At 68.8% G+C, this 24101-nt stretch carries 20 protein-coding genes; 1 reads left to right on the forward strand and 19 read right to left on the reverse strand.

The window, feature by feature from the left end; genetic code table 11:
- Positions 1-54: 54 nt before the first annotated feature.
- The 5 genes from bshA to nadB are packed head-to-tail and all read right to left on the reverse strand — an operon-like array spanning position 55 to position 6014.
- The gene (gene bshA / locus IFSED24_RS05905; protein ID WP_491334289.1) at positions 55-1188 is read right to left on the reverse strand and encodes an N-acetyl-alpha-D-glucosaminyl L-malate synthase BshA; all 1134 of its coding nucleotides are present in this window, start codon (positions 1186-1188) and stop codon (positions 55-57) included.
- Positions 1185-1943: a PIG-L family deacetylase gene (locus IFSED24_RS05910; RefSeq protein WP_491334290.1), complete on the reverse strand. Its 759-nt coding sequence runs from the start codon at positions 1941-1943 to the stop codon at positions 1185-1187. Before IFSED24_RS05910 ends, bshA begins: the two co-directional genes overlap by 4 nt.
- Before the next feature lie 20 nt (positions 1944-1963).
- The gene (bshC, locus tag IFSED24_RS05915; protein WP_491334291.1) at positions 1964-3535 is read right to left on the reverse strand and encodes a bacillithiol biosynthesis protein BshC; all 1572 of its coding nucleotides are present in this window, start codon (positions 3533-3535) and stop codon (positions 1964-1966) included.
- Positions 3532-4344 carry a class I SAM-dependent methyltransferase gene (locus IFSED24_RS05920; RefSeq protein ID WP_491334292.1) on the reverse strand — a complete coding sequence of 271 codons (813 nt, stop codon included), beginning with the start codon at positions 4342-4344 and terminating at the stop codon, positions 3532-3534. Before IFSED24_RS05920 ends, bshC begins: the two co-directional genes overlap by 4 nt.
- Entirely contained in the window at positions 4341-6014 is a 1674-nt protein-coding gene (gene nadB, locus IFSED24_RS05925; protein ID WP_491334293.1) for an L-aspartate oxidase, read from the reverse strand. Before nadB ends, IFSED24_RS05920 begins: the two co-directional genes overlap by 4 nt.
- Before the next feature lie 266 nt (positions 6015-6280).
- On the opposite strand from nadB, the gene IFSED24_RS05930 reads away from it, so the two are divergent.
- On the forward strand, positions 6281-6889 hold the full coding sequence (locus tag IFSED24_RS05930; protein ID WP_491334294.1) for a hypothetical protein: 609 nt from the start codon (positions 6281-6283) through the stop codon (positions 6887-6889).
- Here IFSED24_RS05930 and IFSED24_RS05935 read toward each other — a convergent pair whose 3' ends face one another.
- The 14 genes from IFSED24_RS05935 to lysS all read right to left on the reverse strand — a co-directional run bounded on the left by IFSED24_RS05935 (position 6890) and on the right by lysS (position 24098).
- The gene (locus tag IFSED24_RS05935; RefSeq protein ID WP_491334295.1) at positions 6890-7972 is read right to left on the reverse strand and encodes a tetraacyldisaccharide 4'-kinase; all 1083 of its coding nucleotides are present in this window, start codon (positions 7970-7972) and stop codon (positions 6890-6892) included.
- A complete protein-coding gene (locus IFSED24_RS05940; protein ID WP_491334296.1) occupies positions 7959-8582 on the reverse strand; it encodes a lysophospholipid acyltransferase family protein in 624 nt (207 codons plus the stop codon). The genes IFSED24_RS05935 and IFSED24_RS05940 overlap by 14 nt, the downstream gene beginning before the upstream one ends.
- Position 8583: 1 nt before the next feature.
- Positions 8584-9756, reverse strand: coding sequence for a lipid-A-disaccharide synthase (gene lpxB, locus IFSED24_RS05945; RefSeq protein WP_491334297.1), 1173 nt, complete (start codon positions 9754-9756; stop codon positions 8584-8586).
- A gap of 40 nt (positions 9757-9796) precedes the next feature.
- A complete protein-coding gene (gene lpxA, locus IFSED24_RS05950; protein WP_491334298.1) occupies positions 9797-10672 on the reverse strand; it encodes an acyl-ACP--UDP-N-acetylglucosamine O-acyltransferase in 876 nt (291 codons plus the stop codon).
- A gap of 30 nt (positions 10673-10702) precedes the next feature.
- Positions 10703-12016, reverse strand: coding sequence for a UDP-3-O-acyl-N-acetylglucosamine deacetylase (gene lpxC, locus IFSED24_RS05955; RefSeq protein WP_491334299.1), 1314 nt, complete (start codon positions 12014-12016; stop codon positions 10703-10705).
- Positions 12013-13056: a UDP-3-O-(3-hydroxymyristoyl)glucosamine N-acyltransferase gene (gene lpxD, locus IFSED24_RS05960; RefSeq protein ID WP_491334300.1), complete on the reverse strand. Its 1044-nt coding sequence runs from the start codon at positions 13054-13056 to the stop codon at positions 12013-12015. Before lpxD ends, lpxC begins: the two co-directional genes overlap by 4 nt.
- A 120-nt stretch (positions 13057-13176) precedes the next feature.
- The gene (locus tag IFSED24_RS05965) at positions 13177-13719 is read right to left on the reverse strand and encodes an OmpH/Skp family outer membrane protein (RefSeq protein WP_491334301.1); all 543 of its coding nucleotides are present in this window, start codon (positions 13717-13719) and stop codon (positions 13177-13179) included.
- 103 nt (positions 13720-13822) lie between these two features.
- The gene (gene bamA, locus IFSED24_RS05970) at positions 13823-16153 is read right to left on the reverse strand and encodes an outer membrane protein assembly factor BamA (RefSeq protein WP_491334302.1); all 2331 of its coding nucleotides are present in this window, start codon (positions 16151-16153) and stop codon (positions 13823-13825) included.
- Between the two features lie 208 nt (positions 16154-16361).
- Entirely contained in the window at positions 16362-18818 is a 2457-nt protein-coding gene (locus IFSED24_RS05975) for an ATP-dependent Clp protease ATP-binding subunit (protein ID WP_491334303.1), read from the reverse strand.
- Positions 18819-18973: 155 nt separating this feature from the next.
- On the reverse strand, positions 18974-20026 hold the full coding sequence (locus tag IFSED24_RS05980; protein ID WP_491334304.1) for an ATP--guanido phosphotransferase: 1053 nt from the start codon (positions 20024-20026) through the stop codon (positions 18974-18976).
- Positions 20026-20562, reverse strand: a complete 537-nt coding sequence (locus IFSED24_RS05985) for a UvrB/UvrC motif-containing protein (RefSeq protein ID WP_491334305.1) — start codon at positions 20560-20562, stop codon at positions 20026-20028. Before IFSED24_RS05985 ends, IFSED24_RS05980 begins: the two co-directional genes overlap by 1 nt.
- Before the next feature lies 1 nt (position 20563).
- The gene (locus tag IFSED24_RS05990; protein WP_491334306.1) at positions 20564-21259 is read right to left on the reverse strand and encodes an ABC transporter ATP-binding protein; all 696 of its coding nucleotides are present in this window, start codon (positions 21257-21259) and stop codon (positions 20564-20566) included.
- A gap of 8 nt (positions 21260-21267) precedes the next feature.
- Positions 21268-22518: an FtsX-like permease family protein gene (locus IFSED24_RS05995; protein WP_491334307.1), complete on the reverse strand. Its 1251-nt coding sequence runs from the start codon at positions 22516-22518 to the stop codon at positions 21268-21270.
- Between the two features lie 17 nt (positions 22519-22535).
- Complete coding sequence (gene lysS / locus IFSED24_RS06000; RefSeq protein ID WP_491334308.1) at positions 22536-24098, reverse strand: lysine--tRNA ligase; 1563 nt, start codon at positions 24096-24098, stop codon at positions 22536-22538.
- Positions 24099-24101 lie beyond the last annotated feature (3 nt).

A 24101-nucleotide genomic window follows, 5' to 3' on the forward strand; every position in this document is an offset into this window, starting at 1 on the left:
TCCTGACGCACAATGTCAGGGACGTCCGGGGCGCTGTCAACAGGCAGCATGCGGCTATTTCGCCAGGATCCGGTCGTAGAGCTCGATGTAGCGCTTCAGCACGCAGCGGGCGCCGAAGGTCTCCACCGCGTCGCGGCGGGCCTCCTCGCCCAGATGGCGCTGCAGGCCGGGATCCGCCAGGACGGTCAGCGCGGCCTCGGCCATCCCCGCGTGGTCCTCCGGATCGCGCAGGAAGCCGTTGACGCCATCGTCGATGAACTCGTCGGTGCCCCCCTGGTCGGTGGCGATGACGGGCACGCCGCAGGACATGGCTTCCAGCGCCACCAGGCCGAAGCTCTCGTGCCGCGAGGGCAACAGCAGGATGTCGCCCAGGGGCAGGAACGACTCCAGATCCTCCACCAGCCCCGGCGACGAGACCCGATCACCGAGTCCGAGCTCCGCCAGCCTGGCCAGGGTCGGTTCGCGCTCGGGACCGTCGCCCAGCAGCAGCAGCCGGGCCGGCCGTTCGGCCGCCACCCGCGCGAACACCTCCACCACCGCCGGCAGGTTCTTGACCGCGCGGAAGTTGGAGGCGTGCACGAGCAGCGGTTCGCCGGCGGGCGCGAAGCGCAGGCGCGCCGCGGCGTCCTCCCGGGGATGGAAGCGGCGCGTGTCCACGAAGTTGGGGATCACCTCCACCGGACGCTCGACCCCGAAGACCCGTCGCGTCTCCCGCGCCAGGAAGCCGCTGACCGCGGTGACGGCGTCGGATTGCTCGATGACGAAGCGGGTCAGCGGGAAGAACGAGGGCTCCTGCCCCACCAGGGTGATGTCGGTCCCGTGCAGCGTGGTGACCAGCTGCAACCGCTCCGGCCCGACCATCTGGCGAGCCAGGTAGCCGCTGACCGCGTGGGGAATGGCGTAGTGCACGTGGAGGATGTCGAGCCCGACCCTGGTGGCGGTGTCGGCCATGGCGGTGGCGAGGCTCAGCGCGTAGGGCGGATACGTGAAGACGGGATAGTCCACCACCTCCACCTCGTGGTAGAACACGTTCTCCTCGTACTGCCGCAGGCGCAGCGGCAGGCTGGCGCAGATGAAGTGCACCGCGTAGCCGCTGCGGGCGAGGTTCAGTCCGAGCTCGGTGGCCACGATGCCACTGCCACCCTGGCTCGGGTAGCAGGTGATGCCGATGGCGGGCAGGCGGCTCACGCCCAGCGCTCCGGCGGCAGGTCGGCCTGGACCGGCACCGCGTCGAGCTTCACGGCCTCGCCCCAGGCCACGTGGACGCGGCGGCCCCAGGTGCGGCCGCGGTCGTCGATCCGGACCAGGAAATCGGGGTCGTTGATGTGGGTGGCCAGCCGGCCGCCGTCGCGCTGGAACTGGCTCGCGTAGCAGGCCAGCGCCTCGCGCTTGGCCGCCCAGGTCGTGCTGACGTCGAACACCAGGCTGGGCTCCTCGCCCTCGGGACACGTCTCGCCCATGGCCTCGCAGATCCAGGTGGCGGCGGCCGCGCCCGTGGGCTCGACTGGCCACCAGCGGGCCGCCGGCGCATGGACCTCCAGGGTGCGCAGGCGCGCCAGGAACACGGCCCGGCGCACCAGCGCCGGCGTGGCCAGATGGTCGGGATGCCGGCGCGCCTCGGGCGCGGTCACCACCCAGCGCGGGCGCAGGCGGCGCAGGACCCAGACCAGGGCGGCGACCTGGTCGCGATCGCCGGGATCGAGGAATCCGTCGGGCAGGGCGAGCTGCAGGCGCCCTGTCAGCTGCAGGCAGGCGCTGGCGGTGGCGGCCTCGCGCCACCGTTCGTCACTGTCGGCATTGGACGCCAGCTCGCCGCGGGTCAGGTCGCAGACCCAGACTCGCCGGCCGCGGTCGGCGAGCAGGCGCAACGTCCCGCCCAGGGCGATCTCGGCATCGTCGGTATGGGGGCAGATGCACAGCAGGTCGCAGCCGGTCTCCGGCATGGGTCGCCTCGCTTCCGCGCTCAGGGTTCGGGGACGGTCAGCAGGTACTCGTGCCAGTCGCCGTCGAGACCCGTGTCGATGTGGCGCCGGCTGGCGTGGGCTAGCGCCTTGACGAACTCGTCGCCCCACAGCGCCGCCGCACCCAGCGCGGCCAGCGACCGCTCCTGGCGCCGGCCCTCGGGGCGAACCCAGTGGGGCTGGCCTGCACCCATGTCGGCACGCTGACGCTTCTGTTCGCGACGCAGGAGCCCCTCCAGATGCCGGGCCCAGCGCTGGAGGATCTGGTCGGTGAGCGCAGGCAGCCGTTCGGGACCCACACCGCCTTCTTCGCGCAGGACCGCCTGCACGCCGCTGCGGCTGGCGGCAGCCGCACGCTGGGCCGCGGCCTCGAGCGCGTCCTCGCCAGGCTCCGGATCCCGGTCGGCCAGGTCCATGGCCCAGGCCGTGAAGGCGCCCCGGCCGGCCGGGCCGAGCTGGGCGAAGAGCCGCGGCAGGAGCGGGGCGCGCGGCAGGCCGAAGGCCTCGTAGGCCGGCGCCAGCTGCTTGAGGTAGGCCACTTCCCCGGGGCCCACCACCACCCCGGCAGGCTCGAAGAGCCAGTCCTGGACCAGCGAGCGCGCCACCACGCCGGGCCGCAATGTCGGTGCGGGCGGCAACACCCCGGCGTGCTCGGCAGCCAGCGGTCGGCGGCGGCCCTCACTGCCGAGGTGCAGGAAGCGCTGGATGCTGGGTTCGGTGACGGCCGCCGCATATCCGGCAGCCGTGAGCTGACGACCACCGCGGCGGGCCGCATCGCGAAGCCGGTCGCGCTCATCCCAGAGTTGCGCGTAGAACGAAGCAGCCGCGGCGTGCAGCGCGGAATCGTTGCCATGGACCACCAGCAGACCGTGATCGGCGAAGAGCCGCAGCACGGCGCGGCGCTGCAGCCGGGACCACGGCAGCCCCTCGGCCACGGCGTCGTGCCAGAGCCGCGCCAGATCTCCGGCGAGGGCATTGCGTCCGGCCAACCCCGCGAGCCAGGCCGCCGTGCCCGCGGCGATCTCCGGCGACGGGATCTCTCCGACCATCCGATCGGACGCCAGGCCGCGCTGCCCATGGCCCTCGTGCCGGAACAGGACTTCGCGTCCGGGATCCCACGCCACCGGGGACAGCGCCTCGCGCAGGTCGTCGTCGTCGTCGCCCGACCAGAACACCGGCACGGTGGGCTGGCCGGCCGCGGTGCGCATCTCGGCGAGCACCACGCAGACGGCGATCTTGTAGAGGGTGTAGAGCGGCCCGCCGAGGAAACCGGGCTGTTGCCCGGTGATGACCACGTCGGCCTCGCCGGCGGTCAGCCGAGCGACGTCCTCGCGGGCCCGTTGCCGGGCTCTGTCACCGGGGAGATCCGGCAGCAGATCCGCGAGCCAGCCGTCTCGCCACGCGGCGTCAACCCAGGCGCGCCCGCCCTTCGCCGGCCTGGGCGCCGGGGCGAAGAATGCCGCCAGCTCGGTGGTGGCGGCGCCCAGTTCCTGGTGGCCGCCCAGCCAGTCCCGGAACAGGTCGCCGAAATCGGCATGGCCGGCCAGCCCCGGCCCCATCTGAACACCGATCATCCTCGCGTCCCTTCCTGCTCCTGGCGGCGATACACCAGGAGCCAGCGATGACTGACCTCGGCCTGCAGCGGCGCGCCGTCGTAATCGCCCGCTGCCGCCACTCGTTGCATCCCGCCGTGAGCCGCCAGTTCGTCGATCTCGGCGAGGTCGAAGAGGGTGACCTCCTCGGCATAGACCAGGCCCGTCGCCGACACGCCGAGATCGGCAGCCACGGCTTCCTGGCCCGGTTCGGCGACCACCCTCACGGTCTTGACCACCCGGCGGGGACGGTCGACCAGCCGCCGCTGTTCGTGGATCCGCAGCGGGCCCAGCACCCGCTCCCGCACAAGGTCCCCTCCCGCGAGTTCGGCCGCCACCCGCCGGCTGTTCAGGAAGTCCAGGAACCAGTGCCCGCCACTGGCCAGGACCCTCCCGATCTCCCTGGTCACCGGGCGATGCGCCTCGCTGGCGCCGAAATAGCCGAAGGCGGTGAACAGCGACAGGACCGCGGTCACGGCACCGTCCCGCACCGGGAGCTGCCGCATATCGCCGCGCATCACGGGCAAGGGGCCGTGGTCGCGGCGAGCCTGCCGCAGCAGGGGGGCCGAGAGGTCGAGCCCCAAAGCCGGCACCCCGTCCTGCCGCAGCGCCTGGAGATGGCGCCCCTGGCCGCAGCCCAGGTCGAGCACGGGCCCCGGCCCCAGCGGCGCCAGCACGGGCAGCAGGGCCAGGACGCGGCGAGCTTCCGCCTGGTCGCGATGGTGGTAGAGCAACGGATAATGCGCGCCGAACGCCACCTCGTACCAGGGGTCGCCGGTGGTGCGGGTCACGCCATCCCTCCGACCTGGCCGTCGGGCACCCTGGCGATCTCGCCGGCCACGGGCAGGTCGCGAGCGATGACGGTGTCGCGCGGCTCGCCCTCGAGCTGACCGGGAAAGTCGACCACGTAGTGCAGGCCGCGGCTCTCCTGGCGTCCCCGGGCGCAGATCACGATCAGCTCGCCCAAAAGAGCGATGTTCCGCAACTCCACCAGTTCGGGCACCACCGCGCAGGTGGCGTAGGTCGCCTCAACCGTGTCCCGGATCGAGCGCAACCGCGACAGCGCCACCTCCAGCCGCTCGCAGTCGCGCACGATGCCGACATAATCCCACATCACCCGGCGCGTCGAATCCCAGTCGTGTTCGAGGATCATGACCGCGGCCGGGTCGCCGGTTCGCTTGAGCGGATCGTGGGCCGGTGTGCGGACGGTGGCCTGGGAGACCGCCCGGGATTCCTTGGCCGCAGCACTGGCGGCCGCCTCCGCCAGGTAGACCGCCTCGAGCAGGCTGTTGCTCGCCAGGCGATTGGCGCCGTGGATCCCGGTGAAGGCCGCCTCGCCCACCACGAAGAGGCCTGGCAACGAGGAGCGGCCATCCAGGTCCACCGCCACGCCGCCGCACATGTAATGCGCGGCGGGCACCACAGGGACCGGCTCCCCCGCCATGTCGATGCCGTAGAGGTGGCACGTGGCCACCAGGTTGGGGAAGCGCGCTTCCACGTGCTCGCGGCGCAGGTGGCGCAGGTCGAGGAACACGCTGGGATCGCCGCTCAGCTTCATCTCGCTATCGATCCCCCGGGCCACCGAATCGCGGGGCGCCAGCTCGGCCAGCGGGTGGTAGCGCGGCATGAAGCGTTCGCCGCGGCGATTGATCAGGTGGGCCCCCTCGCCCCGGACCGCCTCGCTGATCAGGAAGCTCTTGGCCGCCGGATGGTACAGGCAGGTCGGGTGAAACTGGACGAACTCCAGGTTGGCCAGGCGGGCCCCGGCGCGGTAGGCCATGGCCAGGCCGTCGCCGGTGGCGATGTCCGGATTGCTGGTGTAGCTGTAGACCTTGCCGCATCCCCCGGTGGCCAGCACCACCACGTCGGCCAGGTAGGGCCGGCGGATCTGGGTGCGCCGATCCAGGACCCAGCAGCCCACCACCCGGTCGGCGGGCACTCCTTGCAGGTCGAGGTCGGCCCCGCGGATGAGGTCGACACCCAGATGGTCCTCGTCGATGGTGATGGCGGGGTGCTCGCAGCAGCGGTCCAGCAGCGTACTCTCGAGCATGCGACCGGTGAGGTCCTGGCTGTGCAGGATCCGGCGCCGCGAATGACCGCCCTCGCGGCCGAGGCTGAACGGCGCGTCGGCGGCTTCACCCTCGCGCTGGAAGCTGGCCCCCTCGACGAGCAGGCGCTCGATGAGGCGCGGCCCCGCTTCCACCATGCGCCGCACCACGTCCTCGTGGCAGAGGCCGTCGCCCGCGGCAAGGGTATCCTCGACGTGAAGCTCGAAATCGTCCAGCGGGGACAAAACTGCCGCGATCCCGCCCTGGGCATAGTTGGTGTTGCTCTCCTGCGGATTCTTCTTGGTGATGATCCGCACCGCGCCGTCGGCCGCGGCCAGCAGGGCGAATTGCAGGCCGGCGATGCCGGTCCCGATCACCAGACAACGACTGACACAGGGATCTTCCACGTGCATGCGTGCATTCCTCGCGGGCTGCCGGGCAGGCCAGGGGTGCGCTGCGAGCTATCTGCACGATAACACCGCCCCCGGCTCCAAGGCAACGTCGGCTGAATACGGCCATTCTGGCCCGAATTCTGCTAGATGATCGCTTGATCCGACCCGGCGAGGTGGAATCTGTGGTCAAGTGCGGCCCCGGACGTGCCGATAACCAGCCTGGAACTCGGAACCCACGACCGTGCCGACGCCACGCGGCGGCACGCTGAAACCCCGGGAGGGAAGACGTGAAGTCCCGCGCGATGCTAACCACTGCGAGCAGCTTGCTGCTGGTGATCGGTCTCTTGACCGTGGCCGGTTGCGAGAACCACGACGGCAACGAATGGCAGCGGCTCGTCTGCGAGGTCAGTTCGGTCAACGAGGGCAATCCCCTGGTGTCGGCCTACCTGAACGCCGGAAATGACAACCAGGTGGGCACCGATGACGATTTCGTGCCCATCGACTCGGTTCCCGTGGTGTTCCGAGCCCGGCCCTACGGATCCAGCGTGACCATCCCCGAGGATGGCGTCTACAGCTGGTTCCACGTCACGAGCTACGACCTCGTGTGGGACAACACCTCGGACAACGGCGTGGATCTCTCGCCCCACAACATCGAGCGCGGCGGCCTGGACGCCATGGTGCCCATCCATGACGAGGGCAGCGGCGTTGTGCTGGTCTCGGGGCTCGACATGAGGGAGGCCGCCTGGTTCGTGAACCTCTTCACCGGGGACCTGGGCTCGTTCCAGGCCAACGCCCGGCTGACCTTCTACGGTCACGAGAGCGGCAACACCGAGGAGATCGCCGTGCCGGCTTCCCTGCGCGTGCACTTCATCGGCGTCCTCATCGGCGGCGACTAGTCACTTCGGCCCAGCACCCAGGGCCATCAGGCGCTCCTCGACCAGGTCGGGGAGCGCCTGCTCGCCATGCCAGCGCACCGACAGGCCGGCAGCCTGGAGCGGCAGATCCGCCGGCCAGATCTCGTGCAGCTTGATCGCGTCTTTCTCCGTGGTGAGCCAGTGCGTGATCCCCAGGCGCCGGCCAGCGGCCAGGGCGGGCGCCAGTGCCGCCGGCGTGTATCGACAGTGATCGGGGAAGCGGACCGCGAGCAGCGGTAAGGTCGGGAGCAGGCGGGCGCTCCCCTGCTCGAAACCAGCCGGTCGCGCCAGGCCGCTGAGCAGGCCCCAGTTCTCCTCTTCGCCAGCCTCCCCGTGCGGTGCCGGACCAGCCAGCGTCATATCGCGCGTGAAACCGGCCAGGCCGACGGAAGAGGCCACGGCCCTCCAGCCGCCGGGCAAGGCGGTCTCGAGGAGCCAGACGTCCGCGCGGAAAGCAGCCGACGCCGGCTCCCGATAGGGGCCGAAAGGTAGCACGGCCCCGGCACGCGGCGCGATCCGGCCCGCCTCCTCGGCCCAGCGGTCGAGGATGAGCACATCCAGGTGTCGCCCCACATCGGTGGTCTGGTAGGCGTCCTCCAGCACGATGACCTGCGGTCGCCTGGGTAGGGCAGCCCCCTGCTTCAGCAACAGGTCGAGGCCAGCCGAGCGGCGCGACGACTGGACCACCACCCAGCCGGTCCCCTGCAGGGCGGCCGCGAGCAGGCGCGCCTCGTCACCGGCCTCGACGTTCGCCGGCTGCACGATCAGGGGACCGCGCGCGACCGCCTTGTAGCCCCGGGTGAGCACGGCCCCGGCGATGCCGCGGCGCGCCAGTTCGGCGGCCAGACCCTGCACCACCGGGGTCTTGCCGGTGCCCCCGACGCGCAGGTTCCCCACCGACACCACCAGCACATCCCGAGGCGGCGCGGGACGACTCGCCAGACGGCGGGCCGTCACCGTTCCCACCAGGTGGCCCAGCATCCGGGCCGGCCACGTGGGGATCCGGTCGGGGCGCGAGGTGTCCAGGCGGCGTTCGAACCGGGAACGCAGGTCAAGGATCTCCAAGATCATCCTCCGGCAAGCTACCCAGGCGACGGGCCAGCAGTTCGCTGAGCCGGTCCAGTTCCGCGGGATCGGCATCAGCAGCCACCGGCACCGGTTCGCCGGCCGTGACGGTCAGCCGCGCCCAGGGCAGCGGCACCAGGGTCCGGTCCCAGGTCTGCAGGTTCAGGCAGCCCTGTCCGCTCACCGTGAGCGGGACGATGGGGGCGCCCGACCGTCGGGCCAGCTGCAACGCCCCGGGATGGATGTGGCCGAAGGGGCCACGCGGTCCGTCCACGGCCACCCCCACGTGCCGACCGGCCCGCAGCGTGCGCAGCAACCCCACGAATCCCTCGTGGCCGTCGTGGCCGGTGCTGCCCCGGACGAAACCGTAGCCCTCGCGAGCCAGGGTGCGGATGAGGATCTGGCCATCCGGACTCTTGCTGACCAGGAGCGTCGGCCGGGCCGGTCGACAGTAGCGGATGGCGGCCAGGATGTCGCGATGCAGGCAGGCGAAGATGACGGGATGGGGCACCGGCCCCGGAACCCTCGGGGTGGCGTTGCACCGCCAGCAACCGGAGAGCAGCCGCCACGCCGTAGGCGCCAGCCAGAGCTTGAGCCGCCCCAGCGGCACGTCACGCCCCCCGGTTCTGGTCCAGCAGGGCGAGGATGGCGCGAGCCGCCCGGCGCCAGACACCAGCCCCGCCGCAGCGCCGGCGCAGGTCGCTGCAACCTCGGTAGTATTCCTGACGCCGCCCCGGGGTGTTCAGGTATCCCAGCAGCGAGTTGGCCAACGGGGTGGGGTCGGCGGCGTCCTGGATGTGCTCGGGGACGAGGTGCCGCTCGAGGACCAGGTTGGCCAGGCCGATGGCCGGGACCTTCACCAGGCGCTTGGCCACCGCGTAATTGAACGGGCTGGTGCGATAGGCCAGGGCATGGGGCACACCGGCCAACGCGGCTTCCAGGCTCGCCGTTCCGCTGCAGACCAGGGCCAGGTCGAGGCGGTCCAGGAGCAGCGGCAGGGGCTCGTCGGTGACCTCGCAGGCCTCGCCCGCGAGTTCGGCGAGGTGCTGGGCGTTGGCGCCCGGAGCCCGGCTCACCAGCACGCGCACCCGCCGCCGGCCCAGCCACGATTGCACCATGCCCGCCGCCACCCGCATGCTCGGCAGCAGGCGCTCGATCTCCTGGCGCCGGCTCCCCGGCATCAGGCCCACGACCAGCGGCGCGTTCGTGTCCAGCAGCCGCTCCTCGCGGGCCCGGCGGCGCGCCTCGAAGGGATAATCGGCATAGTCCTCCATCAGCGGATGGCCGATGTGGACGGTCTCCAGCCCGCGGTCGGCGAACCAGCCCGGCTCGAAGGGCAGGATGGTGCCGAGCCGGTCGACGTCGCGCCGGAGCCGGCCCAGGCGCCACTGGCCCCAGGCCCAGAGCTGCGGCGGCACCAGGTAGAAGACCGGCTTGCCCAGCCGGTGGGCGTGGGTCGCCAGGCGCAGGTTGAAACCGGGGAAGTCGATGGGCACCACCAGGTCCACCCCGCTGCGGGCGACGTGCTGCCAGATCCGCCGGCGGGTGCGCAGGATGGGCCGCAGGTGCGTCAGCACCTCTCCGAAGCCCATCACCGCGATGGCCTCGCTCGACTCGATGATCTCGGCGCCGGCCACCGCCAGCGCACCGCCGCCCATGGCCGAGACGCGCAGGTCGGGCCGCTCGCGATGCAAGGCGGCCAGCAGCGCCGCTCCGTAGCGGTCGCCGCTGGCCTCACCACAGGATAGGAAGATGTGCGGCGTGCGGGTTCCTCTCATGATCATGCCCACCCGCCTCGAAGCGGGCCCGACCTCCGGTCAGGCCTCAGCGGACGATCCCCCGTTCCGACCGGCGAATGAACTCCAGCAGGTCCTCGATGTTCTTGGTGAGCTGGCAATCGCTGGCGATGCGCTCCACCGCCTGGCGCACGTTCAGACCGGCCCGGTAGAGCAGCCGGTAGGCCTTCTTGATGTTCAGCAGCTCGGCATCGTCGAACCCCCGCCGCTTCAGGCCGATGCTGTTGATGCCGCAGACCTCCACGGGGTTGCCGGCCACCCGCACGAAGGGGGGCACGTCCTGGGGCAGGCGGCTGCCGCCGCCAACCATGCTGTAGGCGCCGATGCGAACGAACTGGTGCACCGGGGTCATGCCGCCGATGGTGGCGAAGCTCTCCACCTCGACGTGACCGGCGATGTTCACCGCGTTGGCGATGATCACCTTGTTGGCGATGATGCAGTTGTGGGCGATGTGGACATAGGCCATGAGCAGGTTGCCATCGCCGATCCGCGTCATCTCGCCCTCGCCGGCGGCCAGATGGACGGTGCAGAACTCGCGGAAGACGTTGTCGTCGCCGATCTCGAGATAGGTGTCCTCTCCCTGGAACTTGAGATCCTGGGGATCGTTGCCGATGGAGGCCCCGTGGAAGAACCGGTTGCCGCTGCCGATGGTCGTGTTGCCGGTGAGCATCACCGACGGCCCCAGGCGGCAATCGTCACCGAGGACCACGCTGCCGTCGATGACCGACGACGGTCCGATGACACAGCCGTTGCCGATCTGCGCCCCGGCTCCCACAACCGCGTGGGGTCCGACCTGAACGTCGTGGCCGAGCCGTGCTTCGGGATGCACGACCGCGGTTGGGTGGATCTCCGCCGTGCGCACGGGGCGCGGTCCAGCGGGTCGGGTGAACTTGATGGGCTCCACGTTCTGTGTCCTCCTTGGGTGCGCGGGATCCTAGGCGTCCACCAGGCTCGCCATGAGTGTCGCCTCAGCGACCTTCTCGTCGCCGACGCTCGCGACCCCACGCATCTTGCAGATCGGCCCCTTGAGCTTGACCAGCTGACAGTCCAGTGTCAAGACATCTCCGGGCAGCACGGGGCGCCGGAAGCGCGCCTCGTCGATCCCAGTGAAGTAAACCAGCTTGCCTCGTGGCTCGTCCACGCTCGTCAAAAGCAAGACTCCGCCGGCCTGTGCCATGGCCTCGATGATCAGCACACCCGGCATGATCGGATGTCCAGGAAAGTGGCCCTGGAAGAAGGGCTCGTTGATCGTGACGTTCTTGAGACCGATCACCCTCTTCATCGGTTCCAATTTTATGACCCGGTCCACCAGGAGCAGCGGATAGCGGTGCGGCATGACCTCCAGGATGGAGGAGATGTCGAAGTCCTCGGGATTGCGGCGGGGGAAGATGCGGCTGCTGCGTCGCTCCTGATCAGCCAGCTTCCGCGTGAACCGCGCGTTGCTGGCATGGCCGGAACGCCGGGCGCGGATGTGCGCCTGCAGCGGCATGCCCAGCAGGGCCACGTCGCCGAGGAGGTCGAGGATCTTGTGGCGGACGATCTCGTCGGGGAAGCGGAACTCCTGATCGCCGGCCAGTTCCCCGTCATCGATGACCAGCGCGGTCTCGAGCGATCCACCCTGGGCGTAACCCAGTTCACGCAGCTTGACCACGTCGGCCATGAACGCGAAGGTGCGCGCGGGCGCGATCTCCCGGGCGAAGACCTCAGGCGTGATCTCGAAACTGGCGGTCTGACGGCCGATGAGGGGGTCGTCGTAATCCACCTCCATGCTCAGCCGGAAGTGGTCGCAGGGTTCGGCCACGATCTCGATATCGCCCTCGCGGAGCGCCACGGGCGCGTTGATGCGGTAGTGCCCGGCCGGCGGACCCTGCACCTCGAGGCCGACCTCCCGGATCATCTCCACGTAGGGCAGGGCGCTGCCGCAGGAAGTGATGGGCGGCTCACAGCCCTCGAGGTCGATGTAGCAGTTGGTCACGCCCAGCCCCGCCAGCGCGGCGAGCACGTGCTCCACGGTGAAGATCTTGACCTCGCCGCTGGCAAGGGTGGTGTTGCGGATGGCGAGCTCGCCCTCGGGCACGTTCTCGATCAGCGCGGGGATCTCGGCCTCACCGGAGGACGAGCGGACCCGGAACACCAAGCCGGTGTTCACGGGCGCCGGCACGAAGGTCAGGCGCGTCGTCTCCCCCGTGTGCAGGCCCACGCCTTCCACCGAGACCGGGGCGCGGACGGTCTTCTGGAGCCAGATCACCCTTGGTCCTCCCCAGCGGCGCCCTTCGCGCCGATGGATTTTTCCAGCCTGTTCAACGTGCGCACCATCTCCGGCAGCCGCCTCAGGGCCGCCGCGATGCGCATGGATTCGCCGGCCTCCAGGGCCGGATACCCGAAAACGACCCCGCCCGCGGGGACGTCCTTGTGCAGCCCGGACTTGGCGCCGACCTTGACGCCATCGCCCACCGAGATGTGGTCGGCCAGGCCCACCTGGCCGCCCATGGTCACGCCGTCGCCGATGGTGCAGCTCCCCGAGATCCCGGTCTGGGCGCTGAAGACGCTGTGGCGACCGATCTTCACGTTGTGCCCCACCTGGACCATGTTGTCGAGCTTGGTGCCCGCGCCGATCTCGGTGACGCCGGTTGTGGCGCGGTCGACACAGGTGCACGCGCCCAGTTCGACGTCGTCCCCGAGCACGACCACCCCCACCTGGGGAATCTTCTCCAGGCCCGCCGGGCCGGGCCGGTAGCCGAAGCCATCGGCCCCCAGCACGCAGCCGGGATGCAGGATCACGCGATCACCGAGCCGGCAGCCCGTGCGCACCACGCTGTGGGCGTACAGGCGGCATTCCGCGCCCAGGGCCACGTCGGGCTCCAGGACCACGTGCGGACCCAGCCGGCAACCGCGGCCGAGCCGGCAGCCCGCACCCACGACCACGTACGCGCCCAGGCTGACGTCCGCGGCGATCTCCGCCGTGGGATCCACCACCGCCGTGGGATGGATGCCAGGTGGGAAGAGGCGGTCGAGGGGCGTGTCCAGGCGCGCCAGCAGTGCGGCGAACGCACGGTAGGGATCGTCAACGCGCAAGGCCGGACGATCCGGCTCGAGATCCGGTCCGATGATCACCGCCGAGGCGGGACAGCCGGCGAGCTTGCCCGCCAGACCCGCCTTGGCCAGGAACGTGATGTCTCCCGACCCGGCATGCTCGAGGCCGGCCGCTCCGGTGATCAGGACGTCGCCGTCGCCGATCAGCTCGGCGCCCAGCTGGATCGCCAGATCGTGAAGCCGCACGGGATCCATGCGGGGCTCCTCTGTTCAAGCAAACCCCCCTTCACCCTCTGGTGAAGGGGGGGCATCACAATCAAGATGATGCTAAACAAGAATTTGACCGGCGCCTGGCACGATGTCAACCCTGAACCGTCAATCTTCCTCGCCGCGCGCCAGGGCCGCCAGGACCTTGTTGGTGAGGTCGACCTCGTTATCCAGGTACAGCACGGTGATGGCAGCGCTGTCGATGACGATGCCGTAGCCCTCTTCCTTGCCGATCCGCTCGGCGATGGTCTTCACCTGGTCGATGATGGGGCCGATCTTGTCCTGATACTCCTGCTGCACCTGCTGGTCGACCTGCTCGCGGAACCGGAAGTACTCTGCCTTCTCCGACTCCAGTTCCTGGAGCTTGGCGTTCAGCGCCTCCTCGCCCAGCAACATCTTCTGGCTCTCGATCTCCTCGACCATGCGCTGCAGTTCGCGCTCCTTCTCCGCGATCTCCTTCTCCTTGTCGCGGACATACTTCTGCCACTGGGCCTGGGCGTCCTTGGCGGCCTCGTACTCTTCCACGATCCGCTGCGAATCGACCACGCCGAACGGCCTATCGGCGGCGAGAGCCGCGGCAGGGACCAGGACAGCGATGGCGGCCAGGACCAGGAACAGCGGGCCGAAGCACTGCTGGTAAGACTTCCGCATGGTTACTCCTTCGGGACCGGAACCGTTCAGGAACAGGTTCTTCTCGAAAATCTGCCGAGCAGGATAGCATCCGCCGGGCGGCGGCGCCAGAGCTGTCGGCTCGCTAGAACATCGTGCCGATATTGAAGTGCGGCTCCCAGGCGGGGCCGCCGAGCTTGTCGAAACCGTAACCGTAATCGAAACCGATGGTCCCCATCATGGGCACCTCGACGCGGATGCCGAAACCGGCGCCCTTGCGCAGGTTGGCCAGATTCGCCTCGCCCAGGCTGTTCCAGGTGTCGCCCATGTCCAGGAAGGTCAGGAACTGCACCGCCCGCGTCAACGAGTAGAGGACCTCGGTACTGAAGATGGTGTAGGCCCGGCCACCGATGAAGCTGGGGTTGCCGCGGGGCACCACCTCGAGGTCCGAGTACCCGCGCAGCGGGTAGAGCCGGTTGCCGCCCAGCCGGTACTTCTCGTAGTCGGGGACGTTATCCGAACCGCCCTCGATGCCCTCGATCACCCCGAGCATGCCCTTGACGTGGAGCGCCAGCTTCAGCGGCAGGCGCTGGTAGTACGAATGCTTGAACTGGTGCTCGTGATAGTCGATCTCGCCGCCGAGCGGTCCACCGGCCAGTTCGAAGCTGTAGGTGGTGCGCGAGCCCGCGGTGGGGAAGAACGGGTTGTCGGTGCTGTTGCGGTTGTAGGTCACCCGGATGCTGCTCTTGGTCCGCGGCCAATCGACCTCGTCGAGCCGTTCGAAGGGCACTCCGCTGGTGCCCAGGCTCTCCTCCAGGCTGTCCAGGTAGTTGATGTAGCTCTGGCTGAAGTTGCTGAGCTTGGTCTGGGACAGCTCGTACCGCAGGCCGACGTTGGAGAACCGGGTCCCCGGGATGCGCGTCCCGGTGCGCAGGGCGAAGCCGCGCACCCGGCTCTCGTAGAAATCGTCGTAGTTGTACTGGTAGCGGTCGAAGATGTCGGCGCCGACCAGGATGGGCTTGCCCATGAACCAGGGCTCGGTGAAGCTGAGGTCGACGTAGCGCCGGCGCGAGCCGAACTGCCAGGTCACGCCGATGTTCTGGCCCTTGCCCCGGAAGTTGGTCTCCTGCACCTGGATGAAGCCCGAGATCGACGTCTCCGCGCTGTAGGCCGCGCCGAACATGAACTGGCCGGTCTGCTTCTCCTTGACCTTGAAGACCAGATCGATGTCGCCGCCGTCGCCCACGGGACGGAAGTCGGGCATGACCTCCTCGAAGTAGCCGCTCTGCATGGCGTCGCGCACCGAGTACTCGATCCGCTTGCGGCTGAAGACGTCGCCCGGGTAGATGTGGAACTCGCGCAACAGGACCTCGTCGTAGGTCTTGGTGTTGCCCGAGATGAGGATGTCGCGGACCTTGGCCGGCTGCCCCTCGACGATGTTGAAGGTCACGTTGACCTGATCCTCGCGGATCTCGCGCAGCGGCTCGACGCCGATGTAGATGTAGCCCTGGTCGGCATAGAGGCTCTGTAGGGTCTCCAGCGTCTCGAGGTACTCCTTCTCCTTGAAGACCTTGCCCTTCTCCAGGTAGATGTTCTCGGCGATGGTCACGTCGTCGTACACCGTGTTGCCCTGCCAGTTCACCTGGCCCACGTAGTAACGACGGCCCTCGGTGACGTGGACCACGATGTCCAGGTGCTCGGGCCGGTCCTCGCGCGGATTCAACTCGACCCGGTCGACGGTGGCGTCGAGAAACCCGTTGTCCTTGCAGTAGGTGACGATCCGGTCCTTGTCCTCCTCGAACTGCTGCTTCTTGAAGGTGCCGCTCTTCAGGAAACCGGTGGTGCCCTGCTTCATGGCGCCGCGGAGGCCGCCCCCATCGAGGGTCTCGTTGCCAGCGAACGAGATGGACTTGACCTTCACCTTCTTGCCCTCGTCGATGGTGACGACGAGGTCCTCCATGTTGTTGGCGTCGATGCTCGAGGAGTCGGTGTGCATGGCGACGTTGAAGTAGCCCTTGTCCCAGTAGAGCTCGCGCACCGGCTGCAGGTCGCGCTTCACCGCCGCCGGGTTGGCGAACTGCCCCACCGAGATGGGGAACGCCTCGCGCAAGTCCTTGTCCTTGAGCCGCTGGTTCCCCTGGAAGGCGATGTTCCGGATCCGGGGGAATTCGCGCAGATTGACCACGAGCTTGACGCCCCCGGGCATCTCCTGGGCGTAGACGTAGATGTCGCTGAACTTGCGGGTGGCGAAGAGGCGGCGCACGGCGCCGGCCACCAGGTTGGTGCTCAGGGTCTGGGATTCGGCCAGTCCCGCCCAGGCCGTGACCTGACGCGGGTTCACCGTCATGGCCCCCACCACCTCGATCTTGACGATCTCGCGACCGTTCAGTTCGCCCACGGCGCCCGCTGGCGATACGCCGACGGAACATCCCAGCAGGACGAACAAGAGAAAGAGGCAGCGGTAGGCTCTGGGCATATCGGGCAGTTCGCTCCCGGGCGATACGGCAGGCGGACGGCCGGGGACGGGCCGTCCGGAACCCCGCCTTCTACACTGAGGCGGGCGGCTGGTTCCCTCCGCCGCCCGCATTCGACGTCGCAATATACTGCATGGCCTGGTGGTTGGGTAGCACGGAAACGGCCTCCTCCCGGGCGGGAAGAGGCCGTGCCGGTCGCCGAGGGACGGGTCAGACCTGGGCTTCGGTCTGCGGCGTGACGGTGAACACCAGCTCCTTGTTGCCGGCATCGATCTTGAGCCGGCAGTTGCTGGTGACCTCGCCGCGGAGCAGACGCTCGCTCAACGGATCCTCGAGATAGCGCTGGATGGCGCGCCGCAAGGGACGGGCCCCCATGGCCGGATCGTAGCCCAGGTCGCAGAGCATGTCCTTGGCCGGTTCGGTGAACTGGAACTCGATGTTCATGTTGACCAGCCGCTTGGTCACGTCGCGCAGCAGGATGTCCACGATCTTGTGCAGCTCGTCGCGGCCGAGCGAACGGAACATGACCCGCTCGTCGATCCGGTTGAGGAACTCGGGGCTGAACGTCTTCTTGACGTCCTCCTCGATGTTCGCCGTGGCCTTGACCTGGTTCTGCTTCTCGTGGTCCTCGGTGTCGCTGGCGAACCCGAGGCTGCGGCTCGAATGGGTCTTCCGGTTGCCCACGTTGCTGGTCATGATCAGCACCGTGTTGCGGAAATCCACCGTCCGCCCGAACGAGTCGGTGAGGTTGCCGTCCTCGAGGACCTGGAGCAGGATGTTGAAGACGTCGGGATGGGCCTTCTCGATCTCGTCGAGCAGGATCACCGAGTAGGGATGGCGGCGCACCTTCTCGGTGAGCATGCCGCCCTCCTCGTAACCCACGTAGCCCGGAGGCGCACCGACCAGTCGCGAGACCGCGTGCTTCTCCATGTACTCGGACATGTCGATGCGCACCAGCGAAGTCTGATCGCCGAAGAGGAACTCGGTGAGCCGGCGCGCGACCTCGGTCTTGCCCACGCCGGTGGGGCCGAGGAAGATGAACGAGCCGATGGGCCGCTTGGGATCGCGCAGGCCGGCGCGGTTGCGGCGGATGGACTTGGAGACCGCCTCCAGCGCGGCGTCCTGGCCCACCACCCACTTGCGCAGCTCGTCCTCCATGCGCAGCAGCTTCTCGGTCTCCTCCTCCTCGACGTCGGTGACCGGAATGCCCGTGATGTCGGCGATCACCCGGCAGACCAGCTTCTGGTCCACCGTCACCCGCTTCTCGTTCTTCTGGTCGTGCCAGCTCTGCTTCAGGTTCAGCAGCTCCTTCTTGAGCTCCTTCTCCTGGTCGCGGAACCGCGCGGCCTTCTCGAACTCCTGGGCCTGGATCGAACTTTCCTTCTCCTTGACCACCTCCTCGATCCGCTCCTCGATGTCGCGCAGATCGGGGGGGATCTCGGTGGCCGAGAGACGGGCGCGGCTGCCGGCCTCGTCGATGATGTCGATGGCCTTGTCGGGCAGCGAGCGGCCGCTGATGTACCGGTTGGAGAGGTAGACCGCTCCCGAGAGCGCCTCGTCGGAGTATTCCACGCGGTGGTGCGCCTCGTACTTGTCGCGCAGGCCATGGAGGATCTCGACGGTCTGCTCCTCGGTGGGCGGGTTGACCATCACCGCCTGGAAGCGGCGCTCGAGCGCGCCGTCCTTCTCGATGAACTTGCGGTACTCGTCCATGGTGGTGGCGCCGATGCACTGGATCTCGCCACGGCTGAGGGCGGGCTTGAGCATGTTGGAGGCGTCGATGGCCCCCTCCGCCCCGCCGGCGCCGACGATGGTGTGCAGCTCGTCGATGAAGATGATGATATCCGGATTCTCGCGGATCTCGGCCATGATCTGCTTCAGGCGCTCTTCGAACTGGCCGCGGTATTTCGTTCCCGCCACGACACTTGCGAGGTCGAGAGTCACGATCTCCTTCTCGCGCAACACGCTCGGCACCTTGTGCTCGACGATGCGCGAAGCGAAGCCCTCGACGATGGCGGTCTTGCCCACGCCCGGCTCGCCGATGAGCACCGGGTTGTTCTTCTTGCGGCGGCTGAGGATCTGGATGACCCGCTCGATCTCCTTGTCGCGGCCGATGGTCGGGTCGAGCTGTCCCTGGCGGGCCATCTCGGTCATGTTGCGGCCGAACTGCTCGAGGACCGGGTTGTCCTTCTTTTCCTTCTTCTTGGCCTGTCCGCCGGCGCGGCCGCCGGTGGCGCCGAGCGCCTTCATCACCTCGCGCTTGACCGTCTCGTGGTCGGCGCCCAGGCGGTTCAGCACGTCGGCGGCGATTCCTTCGCCTTCACGGATCAAAGCCAGCAGGAGATGCTCGGTGCCCACGTAGTTGTGGTTGTGGAGACGGGCCTCGTCGATGGAGAGTTCCAGCACCTTCTTGGCTCGTGGCGTGAAGGGGATCTCGCCGATGGAGACCGGTCCGTTCATGGGCGAGACCGTGGCCTCGATCTCCTTCTGGATGCGCTCGAAATCGATGCCGAGGCGTCGCAGGACGTTGGCGGCGATCCCCTCGCCCTCCCGGATGATGCCCAGGAGCAGGTGCTCGGTACCGATGTACTCGTGCTGCAACCGGCCGGCCTCGTCGCGGGCCAGGAAGAGGACCTTGCGGACCCTCTGGGTGAATCGATCGTTCATCCGCTCTCGCCTCCGTTCGTGGCAGTGGATGCGGTCCTTCTGGGCCAAGATAAGCCGCCCCGGCCAGGCACGCCATCCCGTGCCGGGTCGACCCCACGTTTCCTGATCGACCATAACTGGGCCCGCTTGAGGCAGTTCCGGAAAAATACCAGACCTCAGACGTCCCGGAAAAGTTGCCGCAGCAGATCGGCGCGCAGGCGCCCGCGCTCCTGAACGGGGACCCGACGTTCGGCGCTGAGCTGCAGATGGGCCGCCTGCTGCCTCACCAGCGCTCCGTTGAGGAGGCCCATGTCCACCGGTGGCAGGATCCCCAGGACCACGCCCAGACGGACCTGGCTGAGCCGATCGAACGCCTCCTGGGTGGTCATGACCCGTGCGTGTTTGACCAGCGCCAGCGCCCGGTGGGCGATGTCCTCCATGGTGGACGGATCGCGGTCGTGGAGCTTCTCCAGGGCCATGCGCTCGTACTGGATCACCTTGGCCACGTGGCGGGCGAACTCGGCGGTGAGGTCCTGCTCGCTGCGGCCCAGGGTGGCCAGGTTGGAGATCTGCAAGAGCGCCCCGCGGACGGCGCTGCCCTCGCCGTCGATGCCCCGCACCGAGAACTGGAGCTGCCGCAACGAGTTGAGGACCTTCTCGATCTCGCCCGAGAGCACCAGCCCCGGCAAGTGGATGAGCACCGAGAGACGGCAACCGGTGCCCAGATTGGTGGGGCAGGCGGTGAGGTAACCGAATTCGTCGCTGTAGGCGTAGTCCAGTTCGGTCTCGAGGACCGTGTCGCAGGCCAGTGCGGCCTCGCAGGCCGCCACCGGATCGAAACCCGCGCGGAAGACCTGCAGCCGCAGGTGGTCCTCCTCGTTGATCATCACCGCCCGCATGCGGTCGCGGGCCACGACCAGCCCCCGGCCCTCGGGTTCGCGCAGCAGGTCCGGGCTGGCCAGGTGCATCTCCTTGAGCGCCTTGCGCTCCAGATCCTCCAGCACCGCCAGATCGAGCACCCAGGCGTCGTCGAATGGCTGACAGCGGCTCACGCGCTCGCCGATGAAGCGGCGGCGGCGGTTGAGCTCGGTCTCATCGTCCCGATGCGGGAAGCGCAGGCCCACCAGGTTGCGCGCCAGGCGCACCCGGGTCGAGACCACGATGTCGGCCACCGGACCCTTGCCGTCGAGCCAGGGCGCCGGTTCCTGCCAGGCGTTCGTGTCGAACATCACACGTCCTCGCCGGCTGCGGATTCCCCGGCCGACCGCAGCTCGTCCTGCAGCTTGGCGGCGCGATCGCGCAATCGGGCGGCCTCCTCGAAGTCCTCGGCGGCCACCGCCGCCTCCAGCGCGCTACGCAGCTGGGCCAGCTCGAGGCGCCGGGCCGCGCGCGGCCCGCGCGCCCGCGGCGCCTTGCCCAGGTGGACCGCGGCTCGGTGGTAACGTCGTACCAGCGGCACCACCAGGTCACGGAAATGCTCGTAGCAGTGGGGGCAGCCCAGCAGACCGGTGTCGTGGAGCTGGTCGACCCCGCCGCCGCACTGGGGACAGGGTGCGGGCTCGGGACGGTCGGGATCGACCGGCGCCGGCGCCTCGCCCAGGAAGGCCTGCAGGTTCACGCCGGTGTCGGTGGCGGCGGGCTGGGGCGGGGCGGCGCCCTCCTCGGTGGCGCATTCCTCGCAGAGCCAGCGCGTCCGCTTGACCCCGTCTTCCACCTCGATGTACTTGACCGCCGCCGGACGACGGCGGCATCGTTCGCAGTTCATCTCACCCCTCCCGCGAAGCGGCTGCCAGGGGTCGCAGCTGACCGCCGGTCAGCTCGAGGATCCGGTCGGCCCGCTGCGCCAGTTCCGGATCGTGGGTGACGATCACCAGGGCGGTCCCCTCGCGATCGCGTAGCGTGAAGAGCAGATCGCCCAGCTCGGCGCCCTTCACCTTGTCCAGATTGCCGAAGGGCTCGTCGGCCAGGACCACGTCGGGTCGGTTCATGAAGGCGCGGGCCACCGCCACGCGTTGCTGCTCGCCGCCGGAAAGTTCGCCGGGACGATGGTCGGCGCGCTGTTCGAGCCCCATGGCCCGCAGCAGGTCCGCGGCCCGTTCCCGGTCCTGGTCGTTTGGTTCGCGAACCAGACGCACGGGGACCAGGAGATTCTCGCGCGCGGTGAAATCCGGCAACAGGAAATGGTACTGGAACACGAATCCCACCACGTGCCGCCGCCAGTGGGTGACCAGCGACCGCGGTCGCGAGCGTAGGACCTGGTCGTGATGGCTGATCTGGCCGGCGTCGGCGCGGTCGAGCGCGCCCAGCAGGTTCAGCAGCGTGCTCTTGCCCGCGCCGCTGGACCCGACCACGGCCACGGCCTCGCCCGCCTCCAGCGTGAAATCCACCCCGCAGAGGACGTCCACGTTCCCGCTCGCCTTGGGGAAGCTCTTGAAGAGTCCAGTGGCTGCCAGCAGGGCCATGCCGCCTCCTACGTGTAGCGGATGATGTCCATGGGGTCCAGCAGCGAGGCCTCGCGGCTGGGCACCAGGGTCGACAGCAGGGTGAGCGCCAGGGCGGACAGCGCCACGAAGGTGAAGTCCCAGAATTCCGGGATGCACGGCAGGTGGTCCACGAAGTAGACGTCGCCGGGGATGGGGATGCCGAAGTGGACCAGGTACTGGCAGCCGAGCCAGCCCAGGAAGCTGCCGATGAAGGTGCCCCAGAAGCCGAGCCACAGACCGTTATAGACGAAGATCCGCTGGATCTGACCCGGGGCGCCGCCCATGGCCAGCAGGATGCCCACCTCGCGGCCGCGTTCGCCCACCAGCATGGTCAGGATGCCGATGATGTTGAAGGCGGCCACCAGGATGATCAGCCCCACCAGCAGGAACATCAGGATCTTCTCGAGCTTGACCCAGCGGAAGATGGTGGAGTTGAGCGCCATCCAGTCCACCGCGTGGTAGGTGTTGCCCAGGCGGACCTCGAGGCTGTCGCCGATGGCGGCGGCCTGCATCATGTCGGCCACCCGCACCCCCACCATGCCGGCGCCGCGCCGGCCGTAGCCGTAGAAGTCGCGGGCGTCCTGCAGATCCAGATAGACGAAGCGGCTGTCGAACTCGTACATGCCCGATTCGAGGAAGCCCGCCACCACGAAGGGCCGCGTCTCGGCCTCGATGCCGTCGAGCGTGGGCTCGCCGCGCGGGGCGGTCACCAGCACCGTATCCTCGAGGCCGGCATAGAGTCCGAGAGCCAGCTCGCGGCCCAGGACCAGGCGCGGGGCTTCGCCGGCGCGCGGGCGCAGCCTTTCGCGCACGCCGGGGTCGGGCCTGAGTTGCTGGCTGAACGGCTGGACCTGGTCGACCCGGTCGGGGTCGATCCCCCAGGTGATGGCGCCGCGGGACAGCGGCGAGCCGAAGCGGCGCTTCTTGGAGATCACAACCTCCTGCCGGATCAGCGGGGAGACGCCGGTCACGCCCGGCTCGGCGGCGATGGTCGCCATCACGCGGTCGAGATCGACGAAACCCTCGGGATCGTGGCAGGTGACGGTGATCATGGGCATGGTGTCGACGAAGCTGCGCCGCAGCTCGGCGTGGAATCCGTTCATCACCGCCAGGGTGATGTCCAGGACCAGCACGCCCACGGCGATGCCCACGATGGCGATGACCGAGACCCGGCTCAGCGCGCGGCTGCGCCGGCGGCTGCGCTGGTAGCGCTTGGCGATGTAGCGGGAGACACCCATGGGCGGCGGCGGACCGCCTAGCCCTCCTTCCCGTCGTCGGCCTTCTGCTGCCACTCGCTGCTGAACCCGGGACGTTCCTGGCGGCCCTCGGGGCGCATGGCGGGAAACAGCAGCACGTCGCGGATGCTGTGGCAATCGGTGAAGAGCATGACCAGGCGATCGACGCCGATGCCGATGCCGCCGGTGGGCGGCATGCCGTGCTCCATGGTCTCGAGGAAGTCCTCGTCGAGCTGCTGGGCCTCGTCGTCGCCGGCGGCGGCCAGCGCCATCTGGGCCTCGAACCGGCGGCGCTGCTCGCGGGGATCGTTCAGCTCGGAGAAGCTGTTGGCCAGCTCGAAGCCGCAGACGAAGAGTTCGAAGCGCTCGACCAGCCCCGCCTCCTCGCGATGGTCCTTGGCCAGCGGCGACAGCTCCTTGGGATGGTCCATGACGAACGTGGGCTGGATCAGCTCGGGCTCGACCAGCAGCGAGAACAGCTCGTCCAGCAGCTTGTCGCGGCCCATGCCCTTCTTCAGCTTGACGCCGTGCTCGCGCGCCTTGGCCGCCACCTCCTCGTCGGGGAGCGCGCGCAGGTCGCAGCCCACCTTCTCGGCCAGGGCATCCATGAACCGCAGGCGCCGGAACGGTTGCGAGAAGTCCACCACCTCGTCGCCGAAGGTGACCTTCCCCTGGTCGCCGAATCGCGCGCCCAGGCCGCGCAACAGGCGCTCGCTCAGGTCCATCATCTGCTGGTAATCCCAGTAGGCGGCGTAGGCCTCGAGCATGGTGAACTCGGGGTTGTGGGTCCGGTCCATGCCCTCGTTGCGGAAGTCCTTGGCGATCTCGTAGACCCGATCCAGGCCGCCGACGATGCACCGCTTGAGGTAGAGTTCGTCGGCGATCCGCAGGTACAGCTCCATGTCCAGCGCGTTGTGCCGGGTGACGAAGGGCCGGGCGGTGGCGCCGCCGTATAGCGGCTGCAAAGCCGGCGTCTCCACCTCGAGGAAGTCCTCGGCGTCGAGCATCTCGCGCAGCGTCGAGACGATGGCCGACCGGCGCCGGAAGCGCTGGCGCGTCTCGAGATTCATGGCCAGATCGAGATGGCGGCGGCGGCTCTTCAGCTCCACCGACATGTCGTGGTACTTCTCGGGCAGCGGTCGAATGGCCTTGGCCAGCAGCTGGAAGTCCTCGACGTGGATGGTCAGCTCGCCGGTGCGCGTCTCGAAGAGGTATCCCTCCACGCCCACCAGGTCGCCCAGATCGAGCAGCTTCTGGGCGGTCTTGAAGCGCTCGTCCCCGAGGTCGTCCTTCTTGAAGTAGACCTGCAGGCGGCCCCACTCGTCGTCCAGCGGCGCGAACATGGTCTTGCCCATGCCGCGCTTGGCCATGAGCCGGCCGGCGTAGCGCACCTTCTCGCCCGACGCCATCAGCGCCTCGCGCTGCTCGCGGGCCTCGTGCGACCGGTGCGTGCGATCGAAGCCGTAAGGGTAGACCGGCCCCAGCTCGGCCAGGCGTTCCAGCTTCTCGAGCCGACCCTGGATGATGCTCTCGAGACCCTCGGCCGGACCGCCGGGCTGGTTGTTCTGCTGCTGCTCGGACACCTT

Source organism: Candidatus Latescibacter sp. IFSED24 (genome assembly GCF_058273205.1).